The organism is Blautia hansenii (assembly GCF_013304445.1).
In the GTDB taxonomy this organism is placed as follows: domain Bacteria; phylum Bacillota; class Clostridia; order Lachnospirales; family Lachnospiraceae; genus Blautia.
Genome location: NZ_JAAITA010000007.1, coordinates 25,663 through 51,696, shown reverse-complemented (window position 1 = coordinate 51,696; position 26,034 = coordinate 25,663). Strand labels below are relative to the sequence as shown.

General features: G+C 45.6%; 24 protein-coding genes. 11 read left to right on the top strand and 13 right to left on the bottom strand.

Going from position 1 to position 26,034, the window contains the following annotated elements:
- The first annotated feature begins 82 nt into the window (after positions 1-82).
- The 6 genes from G5A70_RS07405 (at position 83) to G5A70_RS07380 (ending at position 6,439) form a co-directional block, all read left to right on the top strand.
- Positions 83-946, top strand: coding sequence for a class I SAM-dependent methyltransferase (locus G5A70_RS07405; RefSeq protein WP_173749022.1), 864 nt, complete (start codon positions 83-85; stop codon positions 944-946).
- A gap of 3 nt (positions 947-949) precedes the next feature.
- Positions 950-1,978: an asparaginase gene (locus tag G5A70_RS07400; protein ID WP_173749021.1), complete on the top strand. Its 1,029-nt coding sequence runs from the start codon at positions 950-952 to the stop codon at positions 1,976-1,978.
- Positions 1,979-1,987: 9 nt separating this feature from the next.
- Positions 1,988-2,260, top strand: coding sequence for a DUF1294 domain-containing protein (locus G5A70_RS07395; protein WP_330489572.1), 273 nt, complete (start codon positions 1,988-1,990; stop codon positions 2,258-2,260).
- A 21-nt stretch (positions 2,261-2,281) separates the two neighbouring features.
- Entirely contained in the window at positions 2,282-3,385 is a 1,104-nt protein-coding gene (gene aroC, locus G5A70_RS07390; protein WP_173749020.1) for a chorismate synthase, read from the top strand.
- Between the two features lie 146 nt (positions 3,386-3,531).
- Complete coding sequence (locus G5A70_RS07385; protein ID WP_173749019.1) at positions 3,532-4,245, top strand: response regulator transcription factor; 714 nt, start codon at positions 3,532-3,534, stop codon at positions 4,243-4,245.
- A complete protein-coding gene (locus tag G5A70_RS07380) occupies positions 4,217-6,439 on the top strand; it encodes a sensor histidine kinase (protein WP_173749018.1) in 2,223 nt (740 codons plus the stop codon). The genes G5A70_RS07385 and G5A70_RS07380 overlap by 29 nt, the downstream gene beginning before the upstream one ends.
- Before the next feature lie 74 nt (positions 6,440-6,513).
- Here G5A70_RS07380 and G5A70_RS07375 read toward each other — a convergent pair whose 3' ends face one another.
- Genes G5A70_RS07375 through G5A70_RS07365 form a run of 3 tightly spaced genes read right to left on the bottom strand, consistent with a single transcriptional unit; the run spans position 6,514 to position 9,448 of the window.
- Positions 6,514-7,179 carry a DUF6320 domain-containing protein gene (locus G5A70_RS07375; protein WP_173749017.1) on the bottom strand — a complete coding sequence of 222 codons (666 nt, stop codon included), beginning with the start codon at positions 7,177-7,179 and terminating at the stop codon, positions 6,514-6,516.
- A gap of 2 nt (positions 7,180-7,181) precedes the next feature.
- On the bottom strand, positions 7,182-8,462 hold the full coding sequence (locus G5A70_RS15980) for an alcohol acetyltransferase (RefSeq protein ID WP_173749016.1): 1,281 nt from the start codon (positions 8,460-8,462) through the stop codon (positions 7,182-7,184).
- A gap of 17 nt (positions 8,463-8,479) precedes the next feature.
- Complete coding sequence (locus G5A70_RS07365) at positions 8,480-9,448, bottom strand: alpha/beta hydrolase (protein ID WP_173749015.1); 969 nt, start codon at positions 9,446-9,448, stop codon at positions 8,480-8,482.
- 158 nt (positions 9,449-9,606) lie between these two features.
- Between G5A70_RS07365 and G5A70_RS07360 the strand changes: the two genes are divergently transcribed.
- From G5A70_RS07360 to G5A70_RS07345, 4 genes are all read left to right on the top strand, one after another.
- Complete coding sequence (locus G5A70_RS07360) at positions 9,607-10,287, top strand: response regulator transcription factor (RefSeq protein WP_173749014.1); 681 nt, start codon at positions 9,607-9,609, stop codon at positions 10,285-10,287.
- Positions 10,284-11,219, top strand: a complete 936-nt coding sequence (locus G5A70_RS07355; protein ID WP_173749013.1) for a sensor histidine kinase — start codon at positions 10,284-10,286, stop codon at positions 11,217-11,219. Before G5A70_RS07360 ends, G5A70_RS07355 begins: the two co-directional genes overlap by 4 nt.
- A 97-nt stretch (positions 11,220-11,316) precedes the next feature.
- Complete coding sequence (locus G5A70_RS07350; protein ID WP_173749012.1) at positions 11,317-11,997, top strand: ABC transporter ATP-binding protein; 681 nt, start codon at positions 11,317-11,319, stop codon at positions 11,995-11,997.
- Positions 11,990-14,524: an ABC transporter permease gene (locus G5A70_RS07345; RefSeq protein WP_173749011.1), complete on the top strand. Its 2,535-nt coding sequence runs from the start codon at positions 11,990-11,992 to the stop codon at positions 14,522-14,524. The genes G5A70_RS07350 and G5A70_RS07345 overlap by 8 nt, the downstream gene beginning before the upstream one ends.
- A 151-nt stretch (positions 14,525-14,675) precedes the next feature.
- On the opposite strand, the gene G5A70_RS07340 is transcribed toward G5A70_RS07345, so the two are convergent.
- Together G5A70_RS07340 and G5A70_RS07335 are read right to left on the bottom strand one after the other, a co-directional pair.
- Positions 14,676-16,316, bottom strand: coding sequence for a Na/Pi cotransporter family protein (locus G5A70_RS07340; RefSeq protein ID WP_173749010.1), 1,641 nt, complete (start codon positions 16,314-16,316; stop codon positions 14,676-14,678).
- 157 nt (positions 16,317-16,473) lie between these two features.
- Positions 16,474-18,756 (bottom strand): glycoside hydrolase family 3 C-terminal domain-containing protein, encoded by a 2,283-nt coding sequence (locus G5A70_RS07335; RefSeq protein ID WP_173749009.1) that lies wholly within the window; start codon positions 18,754-18,756, stop codon positions 16,474-16,476.
- A gap of 149 nt (positions 18,757-18,905) precedes the next feature.
- Between G5A70_RS07335 and G5A70_RS07330 the strand changes: the two genes are divergently transcribed.
- Complete coding sequence (locus tag G5A70_RS07330; RefSeq protein ID WP_173749008.1) at positions 18,906-19,655, top strand: helix-turn-helix domain-containing protein; 750 nt, start codon at positions 18,906-18,908, stop codon at positions 19,653-19,655.
- Positions 19,656-19,663: 8 nt separating this feature from the next.
- On the opposite strand, the gene G5A70_RS07325 is transcribed toward G5A70_RS07330, so the two are convergent.
- From G5A70_RS07325 to rpiB, 8 genes are all read right to left on the bottom strand, one after another.
- On the bottom strand, positions 19,664-20,707 hold the full coding sequence (locus G5A70_RS07325; protein WP_173749007.1) for a GNAT family N-acetyltransferase: 1,044 nt from the start codon (positions 20,705-20,707) through the stop codon (positions 19,664-19,666).
- A gap of 25 nt (positions 20,708-20,732) precedes the next feature.
- Positions 20,733-21,659, bottom strand: coding sequence for a DUF2156 domain-containing protein (locus G5A70_RS07320; protein ID WP_173749006.1), 927 nt, complete (start codon positions 21,657-21,659; stop codon positions 20,733-20,735).
- On the bottom strand, positions 21,656-22,483 hold the full coding sequence (locus G5A70_RS07315; protein ID WP_226853553.1) for a DNA-3-methyladenine glycosylase family protein: 828 nt from the start codon (positions 22,481-22,483) through the stop codon (positions 21,656-21,658). Before G5A70_RS07315 ends, G5A70_RS07320 begins: the two co-directional genes overlap by 4 nt.
- 1 nt (position 22,484) lies before the next feature.
- Positions 22,485-22,919, bottom strand: a complete 435-nt coding sequence (locus tag G5A70_RS07310) for an RrF2 family transcriptional regulator (protein WP_173749005.1) — start codon at positions 22,917-22,919, stop codon at positions 22,485-22,487.
- Positions 22,920-22,990: 71 nt separating this feature from the next.
- Positions 22,991-24,295, bottom strand: coding sequence for an O-acetylhomoserine aminocarboxypropyltransferase/cysteine synthase family protein (locus G5A70_RS07305; RefSeq protein WP_173749004.1), 1,305 nt, complete (start codon positions 24,293-24,295; stop codon positions 22,991-22,993).
- 133 nt (positions 24,296-24,428) lie between these two features.
- A complete protein-coding gene (locus tag G5A70_RS07300; RefSeq protein WP_173749003.1) occupies positions 24,429-24,914 on the bottom strand; it encodes a deoxycytidylate deaminase in 486 nt (161 codons plus the stop codon).
- Between the two features lie 12 nt (positions 24,915-24,926).
- Positions 24,927-25,556: a uracil phosphoribosyltransferase gene (gene upp / locus G5A70_RS07295; RefSeq protein ID WP_173749002.1), complete on the bottom strand. Its 630-nt coding sequence runs from the start codon at positions 25,554-25,556 to the stop codon at positions 24,927-24,929.
- A gap of 42 nt (positions 25,557-25,598) precedes the next feature.
- The gene (gene rpiB, locus G5A70_RS07290; protein ID WP_173749001.1) at positions 25,599-26,027 is read right to left on the bottom strand and encodes a ribose 5-phosphate isomerase B; all 429 of its coding nucleotides are present in this window, start codon (positions 26,025-26,027) and stop codon (positions 25,599-25,601) included.
- Positions 26,028-26,034 lie beyond the last annotated feature (7 nt).

Genomic DNA, 26,034 nt, shown 5'->3' with positions numbered 1-26,034 from the left:
TGTTATACTGAATATGCTTTATTTTAATAAAAATCACATACTGGCTATAAACGAACGATAGTTCAGCAGAAAGGATTCTAATATGTGGATTGCCAATCAATGGAAAGATTATGAAATTATAGATACTTCAAAAGGGGAAAAACTGGAACGCTGGGGAGATTATCTTCTGGTGCGTCCGGACCCTCAGGTTATCTGGGACACTCCTAAGACACACAAAGGCTGGAAAAAAATGAACGGCCACTACCACCGCAGCAAAAAGGGAGGCGGCGAATGGGAATTCTTCGACTTACCGGAACAGTGGACCATCCAGTACAAAAGTCTGACCTTTAACTTAAAGCCTTTCAGCTTCAAGCACACCGGACTTTTCCCGGAACAGGCAGCCAACTGGGATTGGTTTTCTGAAAAAATCCGTACAGCCGGACGCCCCATCAAAGTATTAAACCTCTTTGCCTACACCGGAGGCGCCACCCTGGCTGCGGCTGCAGCCGGCGCTTCTGTCACTCATGTGGACGCTTCCAAGGGAATGGTTGCCTGGGCAAAGGAAAATGCCGTGTCTTCCGGCTTAAAAGACGCCCCCATCCGCTGGCTGGTGGACGACTGCGTAAAATTTGTAGAGCGGGAAATCCGCAGAGGAAACAAATACGACGCCATTATCATGGACCCGCCGTCTTACGGCAGAGGACCAAAAGGAGAAATCTGGAAAATTGAAGATGCCATTCACCCGCTCATTCAGCTGTGTACCCAGATTCTCTCTGACAACCCGCTGTTCTTCCTTGTCAACTCCTACACCACAGGACTTGCTCCTGCAGTATTGACCTACATGTTGGCAACGGAATTAAAGAAATTCAACGGAACCGTGGATTCACAGGAAATCGGACTTCCCGTAACCCAGAGCGGACTGGTACTGCCCTGCGGCGCTTCGGGACGGTGGGAAGCAGGGAAATAAAGGATGAAAAAGAAAATTCTCATTATTACCACAGGCGGAACCCTGGCCTGTGTGCAGGACGAAAAAGGACTGGTGCCGGGACTTTCCAGCAAGGATATCCTCTCCTACATTTCCGATATTACGGATTTGTACGACGTGGATTTTCTGGAACTGTTCCAGTTGGACAGCGCCAATATCCAGCCTTCCAACTGGCAGGCCATGGCAAAAACGATTTACGAGCAGTATATGACTTATGACGGCATTGTGATTTTCCACGGGACGGATACCATGGCATATACCTCTTCCGCACTGTCCTTCATGCTGCCGAATATCCCCATTCCCATAGTCATTACCGGAAGCCAGCTTTCTATTTTAAATCCACTGGCAGACGCAGTGGAAAACTGCCGCTGCGCCATTCACATGGCCGGAAGCGGCATGCCCGGTATTTTCCTTGCCTTTAACCGCAAGGTGATTCTGGGAACCAGGGCTTCAAAGGTACGCACTACCAGTTTTCATGCCTTTGAAAGCATTAATTATCCCTATGTGGGCGAGGTAAATTCCTGGGGGCTGGATTTGCGGCGCTCTTATATACCGGGACCAAGAGGCAAATGTACTCTGGAAACCAAACTGGAAGAAAAAGTCTTTCTTATTAAATTAGTACCCGGCTTTGACGGAAAAATTTTTCAGCTTCTGTATGAACAGGGCTACCGGGGGCTGATTATTGAGGCCTTTGGCATGGGCGGAATTCCCACCCTGTCTTCTGAGGTCATTGACGACTTAAAAGACGTCATTCAGAAAGGAATGATTGTAGTAGTGAAAAGCCAGTGTCCTTACGAGGGCAGCAATCTTTCTCTCTACGAAACAGGAAAAATCGCGCTGGATGCCGGTGTGTTCCAGGCTTATGACATGAGCACAGAAGCCGTGGTTACCAAAGTTATGTGGATTCTGGGCAAACACTGGGAGCGCAAAAAAATAGAGGAAATGTTCTACCGCAATCTGGCAGGGGAAATCACCCTTCCGGATGTGGCGGGGAACAGTTACAAAGGAGTGTAATTTTTGATTGTGAAAAATATTGTGATGTATCTCATAGCTGTGAATCTGCTGGCCTTTCTCTGCTTCGGTATAGACAAGCAGAAAGCCAAACTTCATCAGTGGCGAATTTCAGAGAAAACCCTGCTGGGAATTGCCGTCTGCGGCGGTTCTCTGGGCGCCATCTGCGGTATGCGTATCTTCAGACATAAGACACAGCACAGAAAATTCGCCGTAGGACTGCCGGCAATTCTGCTGATTCAGGCCATTGCGGCGATTGTTGCATACACGGTATTCAACTTATAAATGGAAATGGGAGGTAAGGTTATGTACGGTTCAACATTTGGAAACATTTTCCGCATTACAACATGGGGGGAGTCCCACGGCAGAGGTATCGGTGTTGTGGTAGACGGCTGCCCTGCCGGACTTTCTCTTTGCGAGGAGGACATTCAGGCCTTTTTAGACCGGAGAAAACCTGGACAGTCCCGTTTCACCACCAAGCGAAAGGAAGCCGACCAGGTGGAAATCCTTTCCGGCGTCTTTGAGGGAAAAACCACAGGGCATCCCATTTCCCTTATGGTGGCAAACACGGACCAGCGCTCTCATGACTACAGCGAAATTGCCAACTGCTACCGTCCCGGTCATGCAGATTTAAACTATGACCGCAAATACGGTTTCCGGGATTACAGAGGCGGCGGACGTTCCTCCGGCCGGGAAACCATTGGACGTGTGGCCGCAGGGGCCATTGCCGCAAAGCTGTTAAAAGAACTGGGAATCACGGTTTCCGCCTATACCTATTCCATTGGTCCCGTACAGATTAACCGGGCCAATTTCTCCAAAGAAGAGATTTCAAACAATGCCCTGTACATGCCGGACACACAGGCAGCTCAGGCGGCACAGGAGTATCTGGACAAATGTATGCGGGAAACCAACTCCTCCGGCGGTATGGTGGAATGTGAAATCACCGGCGTTCCTGCCGGAATCGGAGAACCTGCCTTTGAAAAGCTGGACGCTGCCCTTGCAAAAGCCATGTTTTCCATCGGGGCTGTGAAAGGCTTTGAAATCGGCGAAGGCATGGAAGCAGCCCGCCTGACCGGACTGGAAAACAACGATGCCTACCGCATGGACACAGAGGGGCAGATTATGAAGAAAACCAACCACTCCGGCGGCATTACCGGAGGTATCAGCGACGGAGCCCCCATTCTTTTCAGGGCAGCTTTTAAACCCACCCCTTCCATTGCCGCACCACAGGAAACCGTCAACCGCCAGGGGGAGGAAATCGAAATCCGTATTAAAGGCCGCCATGACCCCATTATTGTTCCCAGAGCTGTAGTCGTAGTGGAATCCATGGCTGCACTGGTGATTTTGGACGCCATGCTGGGAAGCATGACCACACGCCTGGATAAAATCAAAGAGTTTTTTGACAAATAACAGTATTTTTTTGCCTTCGCAGACTCCTCTTCTTTCTTGAGTTTTCTGCGAGGGTTTTCTTTAGAAATTCTTTTGCTTTTTTACACACCACTTTTTCAATTTGTACTTTATTATCTGTAGCATAGACAGAGGAACAGGAGAAAACCATGGATATGAATCACATTTTAATTGTAGAAGATGACAAAGACATACGGGAGGGCGTTGCCATTTACTTAAAGAGCCAGGGATATGAGGTCTTTATGGCAGAAGACGGCATGAAAGGTCTTGAAGTACTGGAAAAGGAAGAAATTCATCTGGCCATTGTGGATATTATGATGCCCCGCATGGACGGTATTACCATGACTATGAAGCTGCGGGAAAAACACGATTTTCCGGTGATTATGCTCTCTGCCAAATCTGAAGAAGTAGATAAAGTTATGGGGCTGAACATCGGCGCAGACGATTATGTCACCAAACCCTTTACTCCTATGGAGCTTATGGCCAGAGTCAATTCCCAGATGCGCCGCTACCGGCGGTTTATGGAAAAACTCCAGGCAAAAGAGCAGGAACGCACGGAAACGGTCTACACCATGGGCGGTCTGGAGGTCAATGAAAATACCTTTGAAGTCCGTGTGGATGACGCGCCTGTCAAGATGACACCCATGGAATTTAAAATTCTTCTGTTGCTTATCAAAAATCCCGGAAGAGTATTCTCAGCTGATGAAATTTATGAGCGGGTATGGAATGAAAGAGCCATTAACACAGAAACCGTTATGGTGCATGTCCGGAATATCCGCGAAAAGATTGAGATTAATCCGAAGGAACCAAAATATTTAAAGGTGGTGTGGGGAGTTGGATACAAAATTGAAAAATTATCATAAACTGACAGAAGTTATCGTGGCGCTGGTTATTCTGCTGCCGTCTCTGGCCATGATGATTATACGGCCCCATTATATTCGGCAGCAAAACAAACAGGAGAACCTGTCTTTTACAGAGTCCGGCCTGCTAAACCAACTGGTAGAAAACTGCTATGTGCTCTACGGGGAAGAACTGCAGAGCAAAAACAACAATACGTTAAGCGCTTACGACATGTTCTTCTCTACCGGAGAGACAAAGACTGCAGAAAGTACCTCATCGGAGACTACGGACTCTCAGGATTACACGGACATCGACTCTGTAGTTTACGACATGGAAGAAAAATACAACGATTGGCAGTCTGATTTTTCTCATCTTCGTACTTATCTGGAATACGACGTACTGGACGGAGAAAGCAAGGATATTATCGACACCAACCGTGGCAGCACGGAGGAGAAAAATTCTCTCTATACGGCGCTTTCCAATATGCGGACGCGCGGTGTCTTAGACGAGGATTCTGAATATGCCTTTGCCGCTATTGTGGAATACAACGAAAACGGCACTGTAAAGTCTACTTCCTTCCTGTCTCAGCAAAAAGGCGCAGAATCTCAGATGTTAAATGAGATTGCCAAACAGAATCCCACAGAGGAATTCAGCGATTACTACAATTTCCGCCGTACCTTCCAGAAACCGCAGAGCCGCATTTACTGCTTCGCTATGATCAACGCCGTGCTTCCCGATTTCCTGGAAAGCGATTACTCTTATTATCTGGAAACAGGCTCTTACAATGGCGATTTGCTGGTTCTGTGCCTGGCTCTGGCCGGTTTTGTCGCTCTGGGCGCTCTTCTGCTTCCTTTTGTTCAGCCGCTGCAGACAGGAGAAGAAAAAATCTTCCATACGCCTTTTGAAATTATCTTTGTAACAGGTATCTGTGCCATCAGTATCGCAGAATCCATTCTCACAGACCCTTCTGCGCTGAATACACAGGCCATTTACAATGTGCTTACCAGCATCGGCACACCGGAACTTCCGGCAACTATTCTGCAATACACCTGGGGACTCTTTGGCTGGATTGCCCTCTTTGCTGTAGTTTACTGGACTGTAGGCTGCCTGCGTACCATGCTTACCATGGGACTGAAACGCTATATCAAAAAACGGGTACTGATTTACCGTATCTGGCCCTGGCTGTGCAAGCTCTGCCGGAATACTTATGACGGACTCCTTCATATAAACTTAAAGGATGACAGCAACCGTGCTCTACTGAAAATCGTGCTGATTAACTTTATTATCCTGGGCTTTATCAGCTTGATGTGGTTCTTCGGAATCGGCGCACTGGTGGTCTATTCCATTGCCCTGTTCTTCCTGCTGCGGAAGTACCTGCGAAGAATCCAGGACCAGTACCAGCTTCTCCTGGAAGCCACCAATGAACTGGCAAAAGGAAACTTAAACGGTACCATTCCCGAGGACTTAGGGGTATTCGAGCCTTTCCGTGAGGAAATCTCCAAGATTCAGACAGGATTTTCCAAAGCTGTTGACGAAGAGGTGAAAAGCACAAAGATGAAAACAGATTTGATTACCAATGTCTCCCACGATTTAAAAACCCCTCTGACGGCCATTATCACTTATGTGGATTTGCTGAAACAGGAGGATTTGCCGGAGGAAGAACGGAAACGCTACATTCAGATTCTGGACCAGAAAGCCAACCGGCTGAAAATTCTGATTGAAGATTTGTTTGAAATCAGCAAGGCCACCAGCAAGACCGTTACCTTAAACATTATGGACATTGATATTGTCAGTCTTCTGCGTCAGGTCAAACTGGAACTGCAGGACAAAATTGACGCTACGGATTTGGTATTCCGGTGGCAGCTTCCGGAAGAAAAAGTGATTCTCCCGCTGGACAGCCAGCGCACTTACCGGGTTTTTGAAAATCTTCTGGTAAACATTACCAAGTACGCCATGCCCGGCACCAGGGTATACGTCAACATGGAAAACACAGAAAATCATGTAAAAATTATTATGAAGAATATTTCTGCAACAGAGCTGAACTTTAATCCCAGCGAGATTACCGAGCGGTTCGTCCGGGGAGATTCTTCCAGAAACACAGAAGGCAGCGGACTGGGCCTGGCTATTGCCAAGAGCTTCACAGAGCTCCAGGGCGGACGGCTGGAGGTGCTGACAGACGCAGACTTGTTTACCGTTGAAATTACTTTTCTAAAATAATCGAAAAAGAATGCCATATCAAGCTGATATCAGGAATTTTCTCCCTGTGCTTGATATGACATTCTTATTTTTTCTTACATATGAGTCTTTTTCCTCATTTCTTCCCAGACATATTTCCCCTGGAAAATCCCAAGCCCCGCAAAAACAAGGGCCGATACCGCACCGCAGAGCACACAGACTCTATGCATCTGCACCAGTCCCGCAGGCCAGAACAGAAGCTGCAAAAGCCCTGCTGCACAGGCCAGCAGATAGTAAATCATATAATAAGATGCCGGCAGCTTCATCAGCTTCACAATGACCGTAAGCACAGGAAATACCAGAAGAATTACCACAGGAATTCCGTACTCTAAAGACCAGCCCCGATACCCGGTCAGAAAATCCCAGAACAGAAACACCACACACAAAAGCACCATCTGCCACAACGTATTTTTCAGCAGATTCCGTCTTTTGATAAAGGCCGCTGCCGTGAGAATCCACATACAGACAACAGCCGCCGCCAGAAAGCCTGCCCAGAATACCGGTGCGGGAAACATGAGATTGACCACCAACCCCAGAACAAGAATCGCTATACAGCAAAAGGTAAACACCTTAAATCCCAGAAACACTCTGGATTTCTCTCCCGACAAGTCGGGAAACAGCTTGCTCTCCTCCTCACCTTCTCCCTCCAGCTTTCCCTGGCAAAGGGGACATCTCTTATGAGGCGTCTCTATGGAAACTTTGCACTTACTGCAGTACTGCATACTCATTCTCCCCCTTTCCAGTCTTCCTCATTCCAGGAAATAATACGCACCGCTGTCCCCTGTTCTGTCAGCATACGGAAGAAATTCCGCTCCACATGGCTTTCTGCAAACTGGGAAGTAAAGCTGATAGTCAGATTATCTTCAAAGGAACACATACAAATTTCCATTTTGGGCGTCGTGGTATAAAAATCAAACCAGTCTATATATTCCCTGCATTCTTTCGGCATCGTAATCTTTCCGATATTGGAAAACACAGCGGTTCCATTGGCAGAAGACAGTCTGGCTCCGGCCTGCATGCCCCACAGTTTCAAAGGCAGGGGAAGCGCCCGCATAAAAGGATTTTTCTCCATACGCATAAAACCGTTCATTCTGGCCGCAATCCGCTGGGGCGTCAGCTCTTCTTTAAAAAATTTTGCCGTAAACGCGATAACATCTTCCAGCTTTTCACTCTGGCTGGAAAAATCATATCCAATATCAATCCACCCGAAAAAGTTTCGTACCGAATCCGAGGGAAAATAGTTTCTCAGGTTCACGGGAATCATTAAGGCCACCGGCTTTTTCTTCTGCTTTTCACTCATATCCTGTGCAATGGCGCACAAATAGACAGCCGTGAGATATACAGTCAGCGTCGTGCCGTAAGAACGAGCCGTTTCCAGCAGTTCCTTCACTGACAAGATTCCTTCTGTCAGGTGCAGCATGTGGTATTCCGTCTTCCGGTAATGTAATTGATGCGCCCGGTATTTCGGGATTTTTTCCTCTTTTCCCCGGTCGGAATAGTATTTCTCAAAACTGTCTTCCGACATCTCTGCCGCTGTGGCGTCAGGCCTTACCTGGTCCGCCGTACCGCTCACCTTATCCGGGTGCAGTTCTTTGAGATAATAATAAAGCAAAGATTTTACAAACTGCATAGCCCCGGTTCCATCTGTAAGGGCATGATAAGTTTCAAAGTTAATCCGCTTCCGGTAGTAAGTCACTTCAAACAGCAGATTCTTCTGATCCCGGACATAAATCTGACTGCAGGGCGGCTTGTATTCCTCCCTCACCACCGGTCTTAAATGAGTTTCCTCCAGATAGTTCCAAAAGAGTCCGCCCCGCAGTACACAGAGAAAAAGCGCATAGTCTTCCACACATAAATCCAGCGCCCTCTGCAGCTTTTCCGGCTCTACAGCTTCCTTCATCTGGCAGGAAATCCGAAACACCCTCTCATCCTTTTTCCCGCTGGTAGCCGGAAATATTTTGGCTGTATTCTCCAGTGAGCGCCATTTTCTTCCTCTTCCTGGCACAATTTTTTCCCCCTTCTTTAATCCTGTATCCCCTCTGTTTCCAGAAATTCATTTATATATTCATAAGTCTTCTTCACTGCCGGATGAAAGGTTTCCAGCAGAAAAAATCCATGAATCCCGTCTGCAATTCTATGACATTCCACCTGGTTTCCCCCTTTTGCCAGTTTTGCAGCAAAGGCCTCTCCTTCGTCTCTTAACGGGTCAAATTCCCCGGTAATAATCAGAGTTTTCGGCAGATTGGTGAAATCCTCTGCCAGAAGGGGAGCAAAATAAGGGTTTTCTCTGTCCCTCTCTGAAGACTGGTAATAGTCCAGATAATCCGCCATATTCTGCCGTGTCAACAGGTAATCCTGCCCGTTCTCCATAAGGGAAGCAAAGCCGTTGTTCTCCCGGTAATTGTTGTTGACACAGGGGTAAATCAGTATCTGTCTGGGCGGCGCAAACTCCCCTCTGTCTCTTGCCATTAAGGTCACAGCCGCAGTCAGATTTCCTCCTGCGCTGTCTCCCATAATGGTAATGGAGTCCGGGTCTGCATTCAGCAGATTCCTGTCCGCAAAAACCGCTTTTGCCACAGCGTAACAGTCCTCCACCTGTGTAGGAAACCGGTGTTCCGGCGCCAGGGGATAGTCAATAGCTACCACTACATGACGGGTGTGCTTTGCAAGATTCCGGCATACCCGGCTGTAGGAATCCACACTTTCCGTCACAAACCCACCGCCGTGAATATACAGCAGCACAGGGTAAATGTTATCCGTCATGTCGCCCTTTTGCACTGCCTCTGCAGTCTGATAAGATTCACTGTCCGGAAAATAAATCCGAAGGGGAATCTCCCGTCCTTCCCGGTAAAACTTTGTATCTAAAGTCCGGTAAAAAGGCTTTAACGGGTCTAAGGCTTTCAGATTCATCAGCTTTCTGGATTTCTCCACATCCAGCCTGGAATCCGGCGAAGAAAGGGCTTTTAAAAGTATCTGTTTTGCTTTATTCATGTCTTTTTGTCCTCATTTTTCTCAGTCTGCCAGCCTGGCATTTGGCTTTGTGTTTCTTAATCATACCACACACACTTGAAAATGTACAACAAGACAGGTACAATAATCCCAATAGAGCAACGTTTTGCAAGAACAATGGGAAAGGATAAAACAGGACTATGAACTATATCATGATACTGGAAGATGATGAGGAACTGGCGTTTGGCATGGAGATGGCTTTAAAAGACAAAGATTTTTCCTTTACCGTATGCAGCACAGTCAAAGACGCGGCGGCAGCCTTAAAAAGCCAGACCTTTGACCTGCTGCTTTTAGACGTCAATCTTCCTGACGGCAGCGGCTTCGCCTTCTGCCAGGACATCCGCAGAGAAAGCAAGGTTCCCATTATCCTCCTGACTGCCCGTGACATGGAACTGGACATTGTACGGGGGCTGGAATGCGGAGCAGACGACTATATCACCAAACCCTTCAGCACCATGGTACTTCGGGCGCGTATTCGGGCGCTGCTGCGCAGAATCAGTCCCAAACAGGAATCAGAGTATATGCAGGAACCTTTTCGCTTCTCCTTTTCCACCATGGAATTTTACAAGGACGGAAAAGCCATAGAATTAAGCCGCACTGAGCAGAAAATTCTCTATCTTCTCGTATTTAACCAGGGAAAAATCCTCACCCGGGAGCGGCTTCTGGCATGGGTCTGGGAAGACGGAACCGAATATGTAGAGGACAACGCCCTGTCTGTAGGTATCCGCAGACTGCGGGATAAACTGGAAGAAAAACCTTCCAATCCCCAGTACATCAAAACGATTTACGGAAAAGGGTATATGTGGGAGAATGCGAAATGAAACTATTGCTTTTGGGAATCCTTGTTCTGCTTCTGCTGCTGTCTGTGTGCCTGTTCGCCATGGTTCAGTATCGGAAAAATCTGGACAAACAAATGAATCATATACTGGAAATCCTGGACAGAGCCCTGGACGGCCAGAAGACTTTGGCTGTTTTTGATGAATCTGCAGATGCTGCCATTTCTGAGCGGATAAACCGTCTTTTAGATATTTCCAATGCCAGTTATCGAAAGGCAGATGAAGAGCGCAATGTGGTAAAATCTCTGATTGCTGACATCTCTCATCAGGTACGTACTCCCCTGACCAATATCATGCTGTACACCGGACTTCTGGCCGAGGCGGAAATCGATGACCAGAGCAGAGCCCTGACGCAGAAAATACAGGCACAGACAGAAAAACTGGATTTCTTTATGAAAGAACTGGTACATTCTTCTTATCTGGAAAGTGACATGCTTGCTCTTCATCCCGCCTTTTCCGGTACAGCAGAGCTTCTGGGGCTTGTCTGCCAGGCGGAAGAGCTGCAGGCCATGAAAAAACATATTTCCTTTCAGATTTCTAGCGAAGATTTCCAGGCATTTTTCGATATGAAGTGGACAGCAGAAGCCCTGGGAAATATACTGAACAACGCTGTAAAATATGCCCCCAAAGGTTCTGAAATTCAGCTTTTTGCAGAAAGCTACGATTCCTTTATCCGTATTCATGTCCGGGACCAGGGACCGGGAATTTCAGAGAAAGAACAGGGCATGATTTTTCAGCGGTTTTACCGCTCCCCTTCTGTGTCTCAAGAAAAAGGTCTGGGAATCGGGCTGTATCTTGCCAGGGAAATTCTGGCGAAGGAGGGCGGGTATATCAAAGTGGATTCTTCCCCAGGCAAAGGCAGCGACTTCTCGGTGTTTCTTTCCAGACATGCTCTTTCGAATTCCGTATACTTTTGAAATCTGTCAAAACTGTCACTTTTGAGACAGAATGTGGAAAGATTATTCTGCTATAGTTACTGTAATGCAAAATACAGAAATCGAAAGGAGTATTTCTATGACTATCTTAAAAGCAGAAAATCTGAAAAAATATTATCCGCTGGGAAACACGGTTGTGAAAGCCCTGGACGGCGTCAATCTCTCCGTAGAAAAAGGCGAATTTCTCTCTATTGTAGGTAAATCGGGCAGCGGCAAATCCACGCTGCTGCACATGCTGGGCGGTCTGGACAACCCCACTTCGGGACGGGTGCTGGCAGACGGACAGGATATTTCCCAGATGGACAGAGATTCCCTGACCATTTTCCGGCGCAGAAAAATCGGTTTTGTTTTTCAGAATTACAACCTCCTGCCCCTGCTGAATGTGTATGAAAATGTGGTGCTTCCCATTCAGTTGGATGGTATCCGGCCGGACAAGGATTATGTAAACCACATTCTGGACATGCTGGGATTGTCTGAAAAGCGCTATGCCATGCCCGGCCAGCTTTCCGGCGGCCAACAACAGAGAACCGCTCTGGCCAGAGCTCTGGCGGCCAAACCTGCCATTGTACTGGCCGACGAACCCACCGGTAATCTGGATACCCGAACCGGACAGGACGTTCTGGGGCTTTTAAAAATCAGCCAGGAACAATTGAACCAGACTGTGGTCATGATTACCCATGATGAAGAAATTGCCCAGATGTCCCAGCGGATAATCCGGCTGGAAGACGGACGAATCTGCGGAGGTGGGATTTATGATTAAAGTAAACAATAAAAAGACCATTTCCCGCATAGCCCGCACCACTTATCAGGCAAACAGAAAGCGAAACCTCCTTACCATCCTTGCCATTATTCTGACTTCCTTCCTGTTGATAACCGTTATCGGAATCGGAATCCAGTACACCCAGGCGCTTTCCAGGCGAAACCTTATGATGTCCGGCAGAGATTACGACATCGCCCTGACAGAGCCCCGCCCTGACCAGATAGAAAAAGTAAAACAACTGGATTATATCCGCGCCTCGGGGCTGGAAGTGAAGTGTGCCATGATTACCCAGGGAAACGGCCAATATTCCAGTATGGTGAAACTGTTTTACAGTGACAAAGAAGGGTGGAAAAAACAGCTTCTTCCTGCTTTTGAATCTGTAAAGGGATGTTTTCCAAAGAACAAGGACGAAATCATGCTCTCTTTAGACGCCCTGAAGGAACTGGGTATTCAGAATCCCACCCTTGGCATGAAAATTCCTGTCACCTATTACAATATTACAGAAGAAGAGCCAAAGACTGCCCAGGAAGCAGACCAGAGTATTTTTACGGAAACCTTTACTCTTTCCGGCTATTTCAAAGATTATACGGGACAGTCCAAAGGGTTTGTATCAAAAGCTTTTTACGAAACTACGGGCGCTGACCAGACAAGCTATGGACAAGGTTACCTGTTCCTTTCCTTAAAACATTCTCTGTATACCCAGAAAAATATTTCAGCCCTGGAAAAACAGCTGAATCTGTCCGACCGCCAGATTCTGGAATCGGACCCGGATTTAATTTTCTACTACCTGAAAACAGCGGCAGGCATCATTTTTTTACTTTTCATGATTTTCAGCGCAGGGTATCTGTTTATTTACAATACGCTTTATATTTCCATTGCCAAAGATATCCGTTACTTTGGGCAGTTACGGACTCTTGGCATGACGACTCCCCAGCTTCGGCACCTGGTTTATCTTCAAGCCTTCTGGAATGCCGCAGGAGGAATTCCACTGGGGCTTCTCCTGGGACTGATTATGTTAAATCAGATTCTGCCCCAGGCCATCCGCCTGTTGGATCCCGGAGATGGGATAAAAGCCGTACATACCCCTCTCCTCTATGGAATTATCTGTCTGTGTGCAGGGATTTTCTCTGCTTTTACTGTCTTTATCAGTGCCAGAAAACCTGCAAAAATTGTAGGGGAATGTGCTCCTATGGAGGCTGTACGTTATACAGAAGCCGATTTAAAATTCCAGTCCAAAAGAACAAAAGCCAAAGGCAGCAACAGCATAAGAGCCATGGCATGGCGAAATATGTTCCGTCGAAAAAAACAGACCTTTGCTATTTTAACCTCGTTCTTTCTTGTGCTTTCGCTTTTTCTGATTGTAAGTATACTTTTGATGGAATATGATTCCAAACGCGTACTGAATACTATTTCTGACAGCGATATTGCATTGGAAAATAATACCATGCTCCGCGAAGATGAAACACAGCTTTTTACCTCTGAGAAACTGCAGAAGCTAAAATCCGTTCCCGGTGTAAAGAATATACGAACAGTCAAAACCACAGATATCTGTATTCCTTATCAGAAAGAGGCACTGGGAGGGTATCTGAAACGGCTGTTTGAGTCCAGAATGACACCGGGCGGCAATTATAATGAAACCATGGACGCCTATAAAAAAGATACGGAAACTATGAATAACATGTTTGGAAGCCGTCTGGTGGGTATCAGCGAAACAGAATTTGACGTATTAAACGAAGAACTGGGAAATACGCTGGATAAAACCCTGTTTCTTGAAGGAAAAATTGCCCTCTTGGAAAAGAACTACTGGGTATCCCCAAAAGAAGCCGTGGGAAAAAATCTGACTTTTTACTTTCCCGGAAAAAGCCAGCAGATGTATTCTGTAAAAATCGCTGCTCTTTCGAATTCTCCCGCCTCTTTTTCCGGTGGCTACAACCCACAGATTATAGTCAGTGAAAAATTTGCGGAAAAACTTGCAGGCGAGTTCCCCATTGAAGTAGTTTATGCAGATTATGAGAAACCTTTTTCCAAAGAAACAGAAGCACAGATAAAGCAAATCTTCGCAGGTGAAAAGCGCGTTGGTTTCCAATCCAAGCTGGAATCCTATAAAAATATGTCAAAAACGGAAACTCAAATAAAAGTCTTTGGAAATGGCCTGGGACTGATTCTGGCGCTTCTGACGCTCATGAATTATTTTAATATGATGACTGCCAGCGTGCAGGAGCGTTCCAGAGAATTCGCTGTACTGGAAAGCCTGGGGATGACGCAAAAGCAAATAAGACGGGTACTTATGACAGAAGGTCTCGGATACGGCGTAATCTCCGTCTTGCTTTCCCTTCTGGCGGGAGTGCCTTTGGGATATGTGATTTTTCATTTTATGAACATTTACGGTATGACGTTCTGCGTTCCTGTCCTAAAAAATCTCCTGCTCTTTATGATAGCCTTTGGAATCTGTGCTCTGATTCCACCACTGCTTTATAAGAGAATGCAAACAGGCAGTCTGGTGGACAGAATAAGAACAAGCGAATAAAAAATAGGATTCGCCTATTCAACTCCCCTAATTCCCTTAATCTTGAGGGAATTAGGGGTTTCTTTGTGTCAGCAATGAAGGCTGTGGCAAGAAACACATAGTGTGCTTAATGCCACAGCCTCTAATTTACAAGGTATTCATAAATGTTTTCTTATGCTCCGACTTTTCCCATGCCCATTTCCTGTCCAATGTTCAGAATATGGTCACCAATACGTTCAAAATCTGTCAGCATTTCAGAGTAGATAATACAGCCTTCCTCTGAGCAGGTTCCTTTCTGCATACGAACCATCTGCTTCTGTCTGTAGTCCTCTGTCATATCGTCAATTTTCTGCTCAAAGTCTTCGATAGCCTGAATGTTCTTTCCGGAGTTATCCTCAATTTGTGACAGAAAATCTAAAGCTTTTCCACAAATTTCACGCATTTCATCCATTTCTTCTTTTACTTCTGCAGAGAAGGTAATTCCCTGTTTTTCAATCATCTTGGTATATTCGCAGATATTCATGGCGTGGTCGCCGATTCTCTCTACGTTTCCGCACACTTTAAAAAGCGCGCTGATGTACTGGGAATCTCCCGGATTGCTTTCATTTACCAGCACCTTGGAAATATATTTGGAAATCTCTTTGTTCAGATAATCAATATATTCCTCTCGCTCTCTGACTTCCTCTAAGAGTTCTCTCTTTCCATCTTTCACACATACAAAACTCTTTTCTACATTTTCTTTTGCCATGCCAATCATACGGTGAAGTTCGTTCTTAATACCCGTAACCGCAATAGCGGAAAGACCAATCTGAGTATCTCTTTTGGTTTCCATTGGATGAATGAACTCCATGTGCATAACACCTTCCATTTCTTCCTGTTTCTCCGGAAGAATCTTGACAGCAAGTTTTGCCAGATAAGTTCCAAATGGAAGAAGGAGCAGTGTTGTTACAATGTTAAATAATGTATGCATATTTGCAATCTGTGCTGAAACATTTCCCGGTGTCCAGTTTTCCACCAGTGAGGTCAGCGGAGTCAGAATACATACGATGGTAAAGATAGTCGTACCGATAATGTTGAACATCAGGTGAATCACTGTAGTACGTTTTGCATTTCTGTTTGTGCCGATAGCAGCCAGAATTGCTGTAATACAAGTACCAATGTTCTGTCCGAACAGTACGAATACTGCATTTGGCAGTCCAATCAGTCCGCTGGATGCAAGGGCCTGCAGAATACCTACAGACGCAGAAGAAGACTGAATAAGAGCTGTAAATATCATACCTGCCAGAATGCCCAGTACCGGGTTGGAGAATTTCGTCATAAGAGAGACGAAAGCCTCAGACTCTCTAAGAGGCATCATTGCGCCGCTCATCATTTCCATACCAATAAACAGAATACCGAGTCCGGCTACAATCAAACCATAGTGATGTACCTTTTGTTTCTTCACAAACACAATCAAAGCCACACCTGCAAAAGCAAAAAGCGGCGCCAGCTGACCGACATCAAGGGCAATTAACTGTCCGGTAATTGTGGTACCGATATTGGCACCCATAATAATCCATACGGCCTGTTTTAAAGTCATCATGCCTGAGTTTACAAAGCCCACGACCATAACTGTGGTGGCTGATGAAGACTGAATAACGGCTGTAATTCCGGCACCTACCAAAACACCCAGAAAACGGTTTGCAGTCAGCTTTTCCAGAATCTGTTTCATCTTGTTTCCTGCTGCTGCCTCAAGTCCGTTGCTCATCATCTGCATTCCGTAAAGGAATAATGCCAGTCCTCCTAAAAGACTGAAAAAATCTGTAATCTTCACGTTTTTCCTCCCATTGCAATTCATGCAATTTTTACGTTTTATTAATCTCTTCCTTACTTTTATACCTTTTATGAGCAAATTCCGCAATATTTTATACAGAGATTTAACATATTTTACATAGATTTAACATTATGACACAACGAAAAGTACGTTTTTGCTACATTGACGCTGCTTCCTGCAATTTTTTAATCAACGCCTCCAGTTCCTCTCCATTCATTCCCATGAAACTGCGCATAGCGCGAAGAGGCGCGTTCTCCATCATTTTCATGGACATTTCCGGGGTAATCGCTTCTGCTGCTGCTGTTCCTTCTTCTCCGTCCTGAGAACCGCCCATATGTTCCATGAGGCTGCTGGCCAGTTCCTGAATCACACTGTTGGTTTTTGGATTTTCCATCAGTTCACTGATGGTAGTGTTCATGTGTACATGCAGCGGTATTTCCTGGGAAGAAACCACTCGGACAGTTTTTCTAAGACGCACATCCTGAGAAGACGCTGCCGCCAGAATTTCATATTCTCCGGTTGCCGCATACCAGTCCTGAAGTTCCGTGCAGTACCACGCAAAACTTCTCTTATCCAGTTCCATTTCCACGGTTTTTTCTTCCTGTGGCTGCAATTCTACCTTCACAAAGTTTTTCAGTTCTTTCACCGGACGGCTGGCTGCGCCTGTCTTATCCGCTACATAAAGCTGTACAATCTCTTTTCCTGCCACATTTCCTGTATTTTTCACCTTCAGAGATACCTTCAGCGTATCCGTATCTTTGATTTCCTCTGCGGAAATCTGCATATCGCTGTATGCAAACGTTGTATAGCTTAATCCATATCCAAAAGGATAGCGCACCAGCATTTCCTTGGTATCATAATAACGGTAGCCTACAAAGACGCCTTCCTTATATTCCACCGTCTTTCCGTCTCCCGGGAAATACAGGTAAGACGGGTTGTCTGACAGCTTATAAGGAACCGTTTCAGCCAGTTTACCGCACGGGTTAGCCTTGCCAAAGAGCAAATCTACTTCTGCCTGTCCTACGGCTTCTCCGCACAGATAAGCTTCCAGAATCCCCTGAATGTCATCCGCCCAGGGCATTTCTACCGGAGAGCCGTTATGCAGCACTACAACTACATTTTTCTGCACTTTTGTAATATCTGAAATTAAAGTATTCTGGCACTGGGGCATTCTCATATGTGTTCTGTCATATCCTTCTGACTCAAACGCATCCGGAAGACCTGCAAAAATCACGGCAACATCAGCCTCCTTCGCCGCCCGCACGGCTTCCTTATGAAGCTTTTCATCTGTTTTATCTTCCTTTATGTCATATCCCTGGGCATAAGTCACTTCTGTAACTTCCTTTACTGCGTCTAATGCACTGGTGATTTTAAAAGAGTTAATATGAGAACTTCCGCCGCCCTGGAATCTTGGCTGTTCTGCAAATTTTCCGATAAAGGCAATCTTCTTTCCTTCCGGTTTCAAAGGCAGAATTCCCTCATTTTTCAAAAGTACCATGGACTCTGCTGCGATTTTCGCTGCCAGCTTATGGTCTTCCTCACGGTCAAAGGTTCCTTCCTGGCGGTTGTCCACATAATGGAACACCACATTTAAAATTCTTTCCACAGCTGTATCCAGAACGGATTCGTCCATGGTTCCGTTTTTCACAGCCTCCACAATTTCTTTATCTGTATAGCCGCCGCTTCCCGGCATTTCCAAATCCAGCCCCGCCTTTAAACCTTTTACCCGCTCATTGACAGCGCCCCAGTCAGACATCACATAACCTTCAAATCCCCATTCGTCTCTCAAAATTTCTGTGAGAAGCCGATGGTTTTCAGAGGCAAATTCTCCGTTGATTTTGTTGTAAGAGCACATCACTGTGTCCGGCTTTGCTTCTTTAATGGCTGTCTCAAAAGCGCCCAGGTAAATTTCCCTAAAGGTACGCTCATCAATTTCTGAAGAACAGGACATCCTCCTGTGTTCCTGATTGTTTGCGGCAAAGTGCTTAATAGAAGTTCCCACATTCTTAGACTGCACACCCTTAATATGTGCAGCTGCCATCTGAGAAGCCAGATAGGGGTCTTCTGAGAAATATTCAAAATTTCTTCCGCACAGAGGGGAACGTTTGATATTGACAGCCGGGCCTAAAATCACAGACACGTCTTCTGCCTGACATTCTTCTCCCAGTCTCTCTCCCATTTCCTGCAGCAAATCCCGGTCAAAAGAGCAGGCCGTTGCGCAGGCCGTAGGAAAACATACGGCTTTAATGCTCTCATTTAATCCCAGATGGTCCGCTTCCTCTGCCTGCTTTCTCAGCCCATGAGGTCCGTCGCTCACCATGACCTCCGGAATACCCAGACGTTCTACTCCTTTCAAGTGCCAGAAATCCTTACCGGAACACATTCCGGCTTTCTCTTCCAGAGTCATTTCCTTTACAATCGCTTTTACATCACGTTTCATATTGTCTCATCGCTCCTTATGATAAACTGATATTTTATGAAATAAACTTAACACACTTCTGCAAATAAAAATATTATTTTTTTGCTATTTTTATCATATTCATGCTGATAATTCTCTGGTATACTGTACAAAAAAGGAGTGGATTTTTTATGGAAATTTTCAATACGGATTCTTTTGATTTTTTAGATAAGAAAACAAGAAAAATATTGCTGGAGAGCAGGGAATCCTTTATCCCCCATACGCCTTATTTATATGAAAAAAATATGCTGGAAGCCGTCCGTATGGGCGACGCTGATTTGGCTGAAGAACGCCTGCGCTTAATGGGAACTACAGGAAAAGCGGGAACTTTGTCCCAAAACCCTCTGCGTCAGGCGCAGATTATCATGATTTCCTTTACTACACAGGTTACCCGGGCAGCTATGGACGCCGGAGTACCCGAAAATTTGGCTTATGCCATGAGTGACAGTTATATTCAGACCTCTGAGTCCTGTACCTGCGTGGAACAGATTCAAAAACTCCAGACCAGAGCCATACGGGACTTTGCCAATGCAGTAAAGCACCGGAAACTCTCTCCTGCCTTTTCCCGTTCTGTCCGAAAAGCAATAAACTATATTCAGAGCCATGTCCAGGACAAAATCACGTTAAAAGAACTGGGGGAACTTTCCGGGCTGAGTACGGGCCGCTTTTCCCACCTGTTCCGGGAGGAGACAGGTCTAAGCCCCATGGCTTATGTCCGGCAGGAAAAAATCGACACTGCCAAAAATATGCTGCTTTACACCGATTATTCCGTCTCTGAAATCAGTACCATTTTATGCTTTTCCAGTGAAAGCCACTTTATCAAAATTTTCCGGCAGACAACAGGTTTGTCTCCCGGAAAATATCGTCACACTTCTGCCTAAGCAGCACTTTATACAATTTCGTCTAAAAACACGCCGGTAAGCGGGCGCACCACATGGGCCCACTTTTCTGCTGCCCCCGGCAGGGCATACCCCAAAAGCCAGGCCGTCAGTTCCGAAACCGTAAGTCTCATATCCGGTTCCGCCTTTTCTCCGTTTTTCCCAACGGCCGTGCCGGAAATTTTTTCAGCCGCAGAGGCGTCCTGGGTTAAAGTCCAGCGCCAGAGTCCCGCATTTTCCTGCAGAATGTCATCCTGCAGTTCCAAAAGAATCGTATCATGCCCTGCCTTCACACCCTTTTGCAGCCGGATGGACCGAACAAATTCTGCAAAATTTACAATCCGGCCCATGATACAGGGAACTGCTTCTCCTGTGTTTCTTGCATAACTTTCTTCACAGAACAGCATCCTTTCTTCCGGCTTTTCCATACCCCATCGGGCTTTGATTCCTGCCAGGGTATTTTCACTGTAAAGCAGTTCCATGCAGCCGTTTTCACTTTCCAGTTCTTTTTTCAGCCGGGCCATGTAGGCAAAATCTCTCTTTGCATACACTTCATATCTTTTCGCAAGCCATTGGTTCATGTAAGCGGCAGCTTCCTTTAATTCCCCATGCGTTGCTTCTCTGCTTTTAAAAGCAGAGAGACCTTTATCCGTAAGAACCCGGTTCTGCTTTTTATAAATATAGGTAAAATCAAAGGGCAGGTAAAGCGCTTCAAAGGCCGGCATGAGAAAGCAGAACGGCATTTTTTCTGCGTTCATATCTTTTAAAGCCCGTTCCATTAACTGCCGCATATACCCTTTTCTTCTGTGTTCTTTATCTGTGGCAACTCCCACGATATAATCACATTTTGCCGTCTGCTTTCCAAGGGCCAGGTCATAGGGATTTCGATGAAGCATGGACATCACTTTTCCCTGCTCCTCCAGGACCAGTATTTCATTATCCTTTGTTTTTTCTGTATAATAATAATCCCGGAACGCCTGAGAATCCTCCGGAAAGGCCTCTTCCCACAGTTTCCGGCTTCTCGCTTTCTCTTCTCCTTGCAGATAATGTATCATCTTCTCCGTCCTTTCCCTGTAAAGGTCAGCTTTCGTGAAAATCAATCTGTCTCACTTCATATTTTCGGGCAAAATCCAGGGGAGAATACGACATTTTTGCCTTTCTCAGCCCTTCAATCCCTAAATCGTCTTCCCGGTTAATCAACGGTACTTCCGGAAATTCATGAAGCAAAAACTGCTGATTGATAAACTGATACAGTCCCCTGATTTCCGGATTTGCCTTTTCAATATGAATCACGGCCATATCCTCAAAAGAATTGTAGCTTCCGATAGTAAACGCTTCCAGTTTATCATCCACATACACACCACCCATGCGTACCTGAAAACTGGAACAGTTTTTCAGAATATCATGGATTCCATGTACCTCATAGTCCAGATGTTCTTCCGTTTCCTCTCCTTTTGCCTCTCTCCAGCGGTCCAGAAACTTCCAAACATCATCTCTGTCCGAGCAGCAAAGGCTGCGGTACTCAAATCTGCCTTCATAATTTTTCATGAAGTAGTTCAGGTTGTTTTTCTTTTTGTGAAGCTTTTTCCCGGAAAGCGTCCGCAGTTTATCGCCCTCGTACAAATAATCTTTTAAATCCTCCTGCTCTGTCACCAGAAACCGGTCTGTGTGCTCTTCCAGCTTCAAAGCCTTGACAGCCTCTTCATCTGCCAGATGAATCAGCAGCGGTTTATGAAGCACTTCATTAAAATATGTCACCAGTTCTTCAAAGTAATGCTCCAAATCCTGCTCCTCACAGACAGGCATAGCACTGCTCACCACATTTTCGTGCTCCATCAGCCACTGTATAGCTTTGTTGTCACTGACTGCATAGCGCACCTGATAATACGTTCTCCATAAATAGCTGTCCAAAATCACACTGTCGCATGTTTTATTCGGTCTTTTACAAAAATAAGGGGTTAATTCCTCAATGGCCTCAACATCAATAGGTTTAAATTCTAAATTCATGTGTTCTCCTGTTCTTTCTTGCCTTCCAACTCGTAATAAAAAATATATTGCTGCATAATGCCCTGCATTCCCTGATACTGCTCCATAGGAAATCCTTTCACATAATTTGCATCCAGGGCCTGCCGGATATGGGTATCTACCGGAAACGCCTCCATTTGATGCAATGCAAACAGGCAGATACAATCTGCCACCTTTACTCCTACACCAAACAGCTTTAAAAGTTCTGCCTTTGCTTCCTCATACTTCATACTTCCAAGGGCTTCCAGGTTCACCTCTCCGTTTACAATGCTTCTGGCTGTCCGCACCACATATTTGCTGCGGTAGCCCAGATTACATGGTTTTAAAGCATCCTCTTCCAGCTTTGCCAATACCTCTGCTTTCGGAAATCCATAGTACACATTTCCGTGAATGTCCCTCTTCTCGTCTCCGTATTTCTCGCAGATATTCGCAATACAACGGCGTATTCTCACAATATTATTTTGTTGGGAAATCAAAAAAGAAACAATCATTTCCCATAAATCCTGTTTTAAAATTCTGATGCCGCTGCCGAACCGGGCTGCTTTCATCAAATATACATCTTCCACTGCAATTTGCGAAATACAGGAAGCATAATCTCTGTCCAAATCAAAATACGTTTTCCAAAACGAATCAAAATCTGCCTCCTGACAAAAGAAGGTGCAGTCTTCCCCCTTTTGTCCCACTTCCAGATATTTGTCTCCAGCAATAACCTTATAATTTCCATTCTCCAGCAGTTCCATACGGAAACACTGGCCGGAATTGCATATCTGCCTCATATCAAAGTTTTTTAATGTCTTTTTTATCATCTTATATGATATATTCGTCTGCTTTTGCCGCCTGCCAGCTGATTAAATCTTCCAGCGTAACCTCATCGACTACACTGTTTATGGCATCATTCAATTTTTTCCACAGGATTCTCGTCACACAATCATTTTCACGGCTGCAGCCAGCGAACTCCTGCTCTGCACACTCTACCGGGGCCAGACTTCCTTCTGTAAGTCTCAATATCATTCCCACGGTATATTCCTTCGGTGTCCGCTGCAGTACATAGCCTCCCTGAGGTCCCCGTATACTTCTCACATATCCTGCTTTGTTCAGGACGCTGATAATCTGCTCCAGATACTTCTCAGAGATTCCCTGTCTTCCTGCTGCATCCTTCAGACGTATGGGACTCCCGGAATAATTGGTTGCCAAATCCAACATCAGGCGAACTGCATATCTTCCTTTCGTTGATATTCTCATATTTCTTCCTCCATACGTCTGATTATACTCAAATTAACCTACTATTTCAATATGTTTTATAGAATTGCTTCTTATAAGTTTGCAAATGCCTCTTCCAAGTCCTCCAGAATATCTGCAATATTCTCTGTACCCACAGATAAACGAATGGTATTTGGTTTTATGCCCTGGCTTTCCAGTTCCTCCTCTGTGCATTGGCTGTGTGTTGTGGTAGCCGGATGAATGACCAGAGATTTCACATCCGCTACATTGGCCAACAGAGAAAACAGCTGCAACTGATCAATGAATTTCTGCGCAGTCGCTGCGTCTCCTTTTATTTCAAAGGTAAAAATAGAACCTCCGCCATTTGGGAAATATTTTTTATAGAGTTTTTTCTGCTCTTCCTCTTCTGTCACACTGGGATGATGTACACGCTCCACCAATGGATGGTTATTTAAAAATTCTGCCGTCTTCACTGCATTTTCCACATGACGCTCTACTCTCAGAGAAAGTGTTTCCAGCCCCTGCAGGAACAGGAAAGAATGAAACGGGGAAATGGTTGCTCCTGTATCTCTCAGCAAAATAGCCCGGATTTTTGTCACAAATGCGGCTGCTCCCACTGCTTTTGTAAAGCTGATTCCGTGATAGCTTGGATTTGGCTCTGTCAGAGACGGGAATTTCCCGGATGCCTCCCAGTCAAAGTTTCCGCTGTCTACAATCACACCGCCAATGGCCGTTCCATGTCCCCCGATAAACTTCGTTGCAGAATGTACCACAATATCTGCGCCGTAGGCAATGGGACGCACCAGATACGGAGTTGCGAAGGTATTGTCCACCACCAGAGGAATTTTATTCGCATGGGCAATTTTTGCAATTTCCTCAATGTCTACTACCTCTGAATTAGGATTTCCCAAAGTTTCGATGAAAATAGCCTTTGTATTCTCCTGAATGGCCTTTTGTATCTCTTCCTTATTAAAAATGTCTACAAAGGTAGATGAAATTCCATACTGCGGAAGTGTATGGGCCAGCAGATTATAAGTGCCTCCATAAATATTTTTTGCGGAAACGATATGGTCTCCTGCCTGTGTCAGATTCTGGAATGTATAGGAAATCGCTGCTGCGCCTGACGCTACAGCCAAAGCAGCCACACCGCCCTCTAATGCTGCGATTCTCTTTTCAAAAACATCTTCCGTGGGATTTGTCAGTCTTCCATAGATGTTTCCCGGGTCTGATAAACCGAATCTGTCTGCAGCCTGTTTGGAGTTTTCAAATACATAAGAGGATGTCTGGTAAATCGGTACTGCTCTGGCTCCTGTTGCCACGTCTGGTTTTTCCTGTCCTACATGCAGCTGCAGTGTCTCAAATCTGAATTTTCTTTCTTCTCTTGTCTTTATGCTCATATCCTTACCTCCGGTTCATATCATTATAATTCCTATCTGTTTACAAGGTTATTTTAATATGACAAGAGGCAATTGTCTAATATGAAATAACAAGAGCCAGTTATAGTTTTTTCCTATAACTGGCTTTCCTTTTCTATACTTCTACTTCTAGCTTTCTGCCTGTGTGATTGTACTGATAATAACGAACTCCCGCTGCATCCAGCATACGCTTGGACGCCTTCACTGCCGGAGAATCCGCATATTTATCACATTCATAGACAATCGTTTTAATTCCCGCCTGAATAATGGCTTTGGCACATTCATTGCAGGGAAACAGCGACACATACAGCTTGGCGCCTTCCAGGGAGCCGCCCCTGTAGTTTAAAATCGCATTCAGTTCGCTGTGTGTCACATAAAAATACTTGGTATCCAGCTCATCACCTTCCCTGGCCCAGGGAAATTCATCGTCTGAACACCCCATAGGAAATCCGTTATATCCCATGGACAAAATCTTATTATCCGGACTGACAATGCAGGCTCCCACTTGTGAATGAGGGTCTTTGGAACGCATGCCGGAAAGCTTTGCCACTCCCATGAAATACTCATCCCAGGAGATATAACCGTCTCGTTTTCCTTTCATAAGCTTCACCTCTTACTTGGTTCCGAAAATACGGTCTCCTGCGTCTCCCAGACCCGGTACAATGTAGCCGTGGTCATTTAAGTGGTCATCCAGCGCACCGATGTAAATATCGACGTCCGGATGTGCTTCAGAAAGAGCTTTTACACCTTCCGGCGCTGCCAGAATACACATAAAGTGAATGTTCTTTACGCCTTTTTCCTTCAGCATGGTAATCGCTGCCACAGCGGAACCGCCGGTTGCCAGCATAGGGTCTGTGACAAAGACTTCTCTTTCCCCGCAGTCAGCCGGGAGTTTACAGTAGTATTCCACTGGTTTTAAAGTTTCCGGGTCTCTGTAAAGTCCGATATGACCTACCTTTGCAGCCGGAACCATGGTCAGCATACCTTCTACCATACCAAGACCTGCACGGAGAATGGGCACAACTGCCATTTTCTTTCCTGCCAGTTCTTTTACGGTAGTTTTCGTAATGGGCGTTTCAATTTCCACATCTGCAAGTTTTAATTCTCTGGTTGCTTCATAAGCCATGAACATGGCAACTTCGCTGACCAGTTCCCGGAATTCTTTTGAGCTTGTAGACTTTCTGCGGATAATTCCAATCTTATGCTGAATCAGCGGATGTTCCATAACTAATGTTTTTGCCATTTTTCTTCTCCTTTGTGTTTAGTATCTCGTTGGTTTTCTTTCTTATTCTTCAATCAGGTCAATTCTCTTTTGGTGTCTCTCTGCATGAGAGAATTCTGTATTTAAAAAGGTATCTACGATTTTCACCGCAAGCCCCGGGCCTACCACTCTGCCGCCCAAAGCCAGTACATTGGCATCATTATGCTCTCTGGTTGCCTCTGCACAGAAGCAGTCTGTACAAAGCGCCGCACGGATACCCTTCATTTTATTTGCTGCAATGGAAATACCGATTCCGGTGCCACAGATGAGGATTCCCTTATCGCACGCTCCGTCCTGAATGGCTTTTCCTACTTTTCTTGCATACACAGGATAATCCACTGCTTCTGTACTGTCGCACCCAAAATCCTTATAGGGCAAATGGTGCTCTTCCAGATACTTGATAATCTCCTGTTTCAGTTCGTAACCGCCGTGGTCACACCCTAATGCTATCATGTTTTTC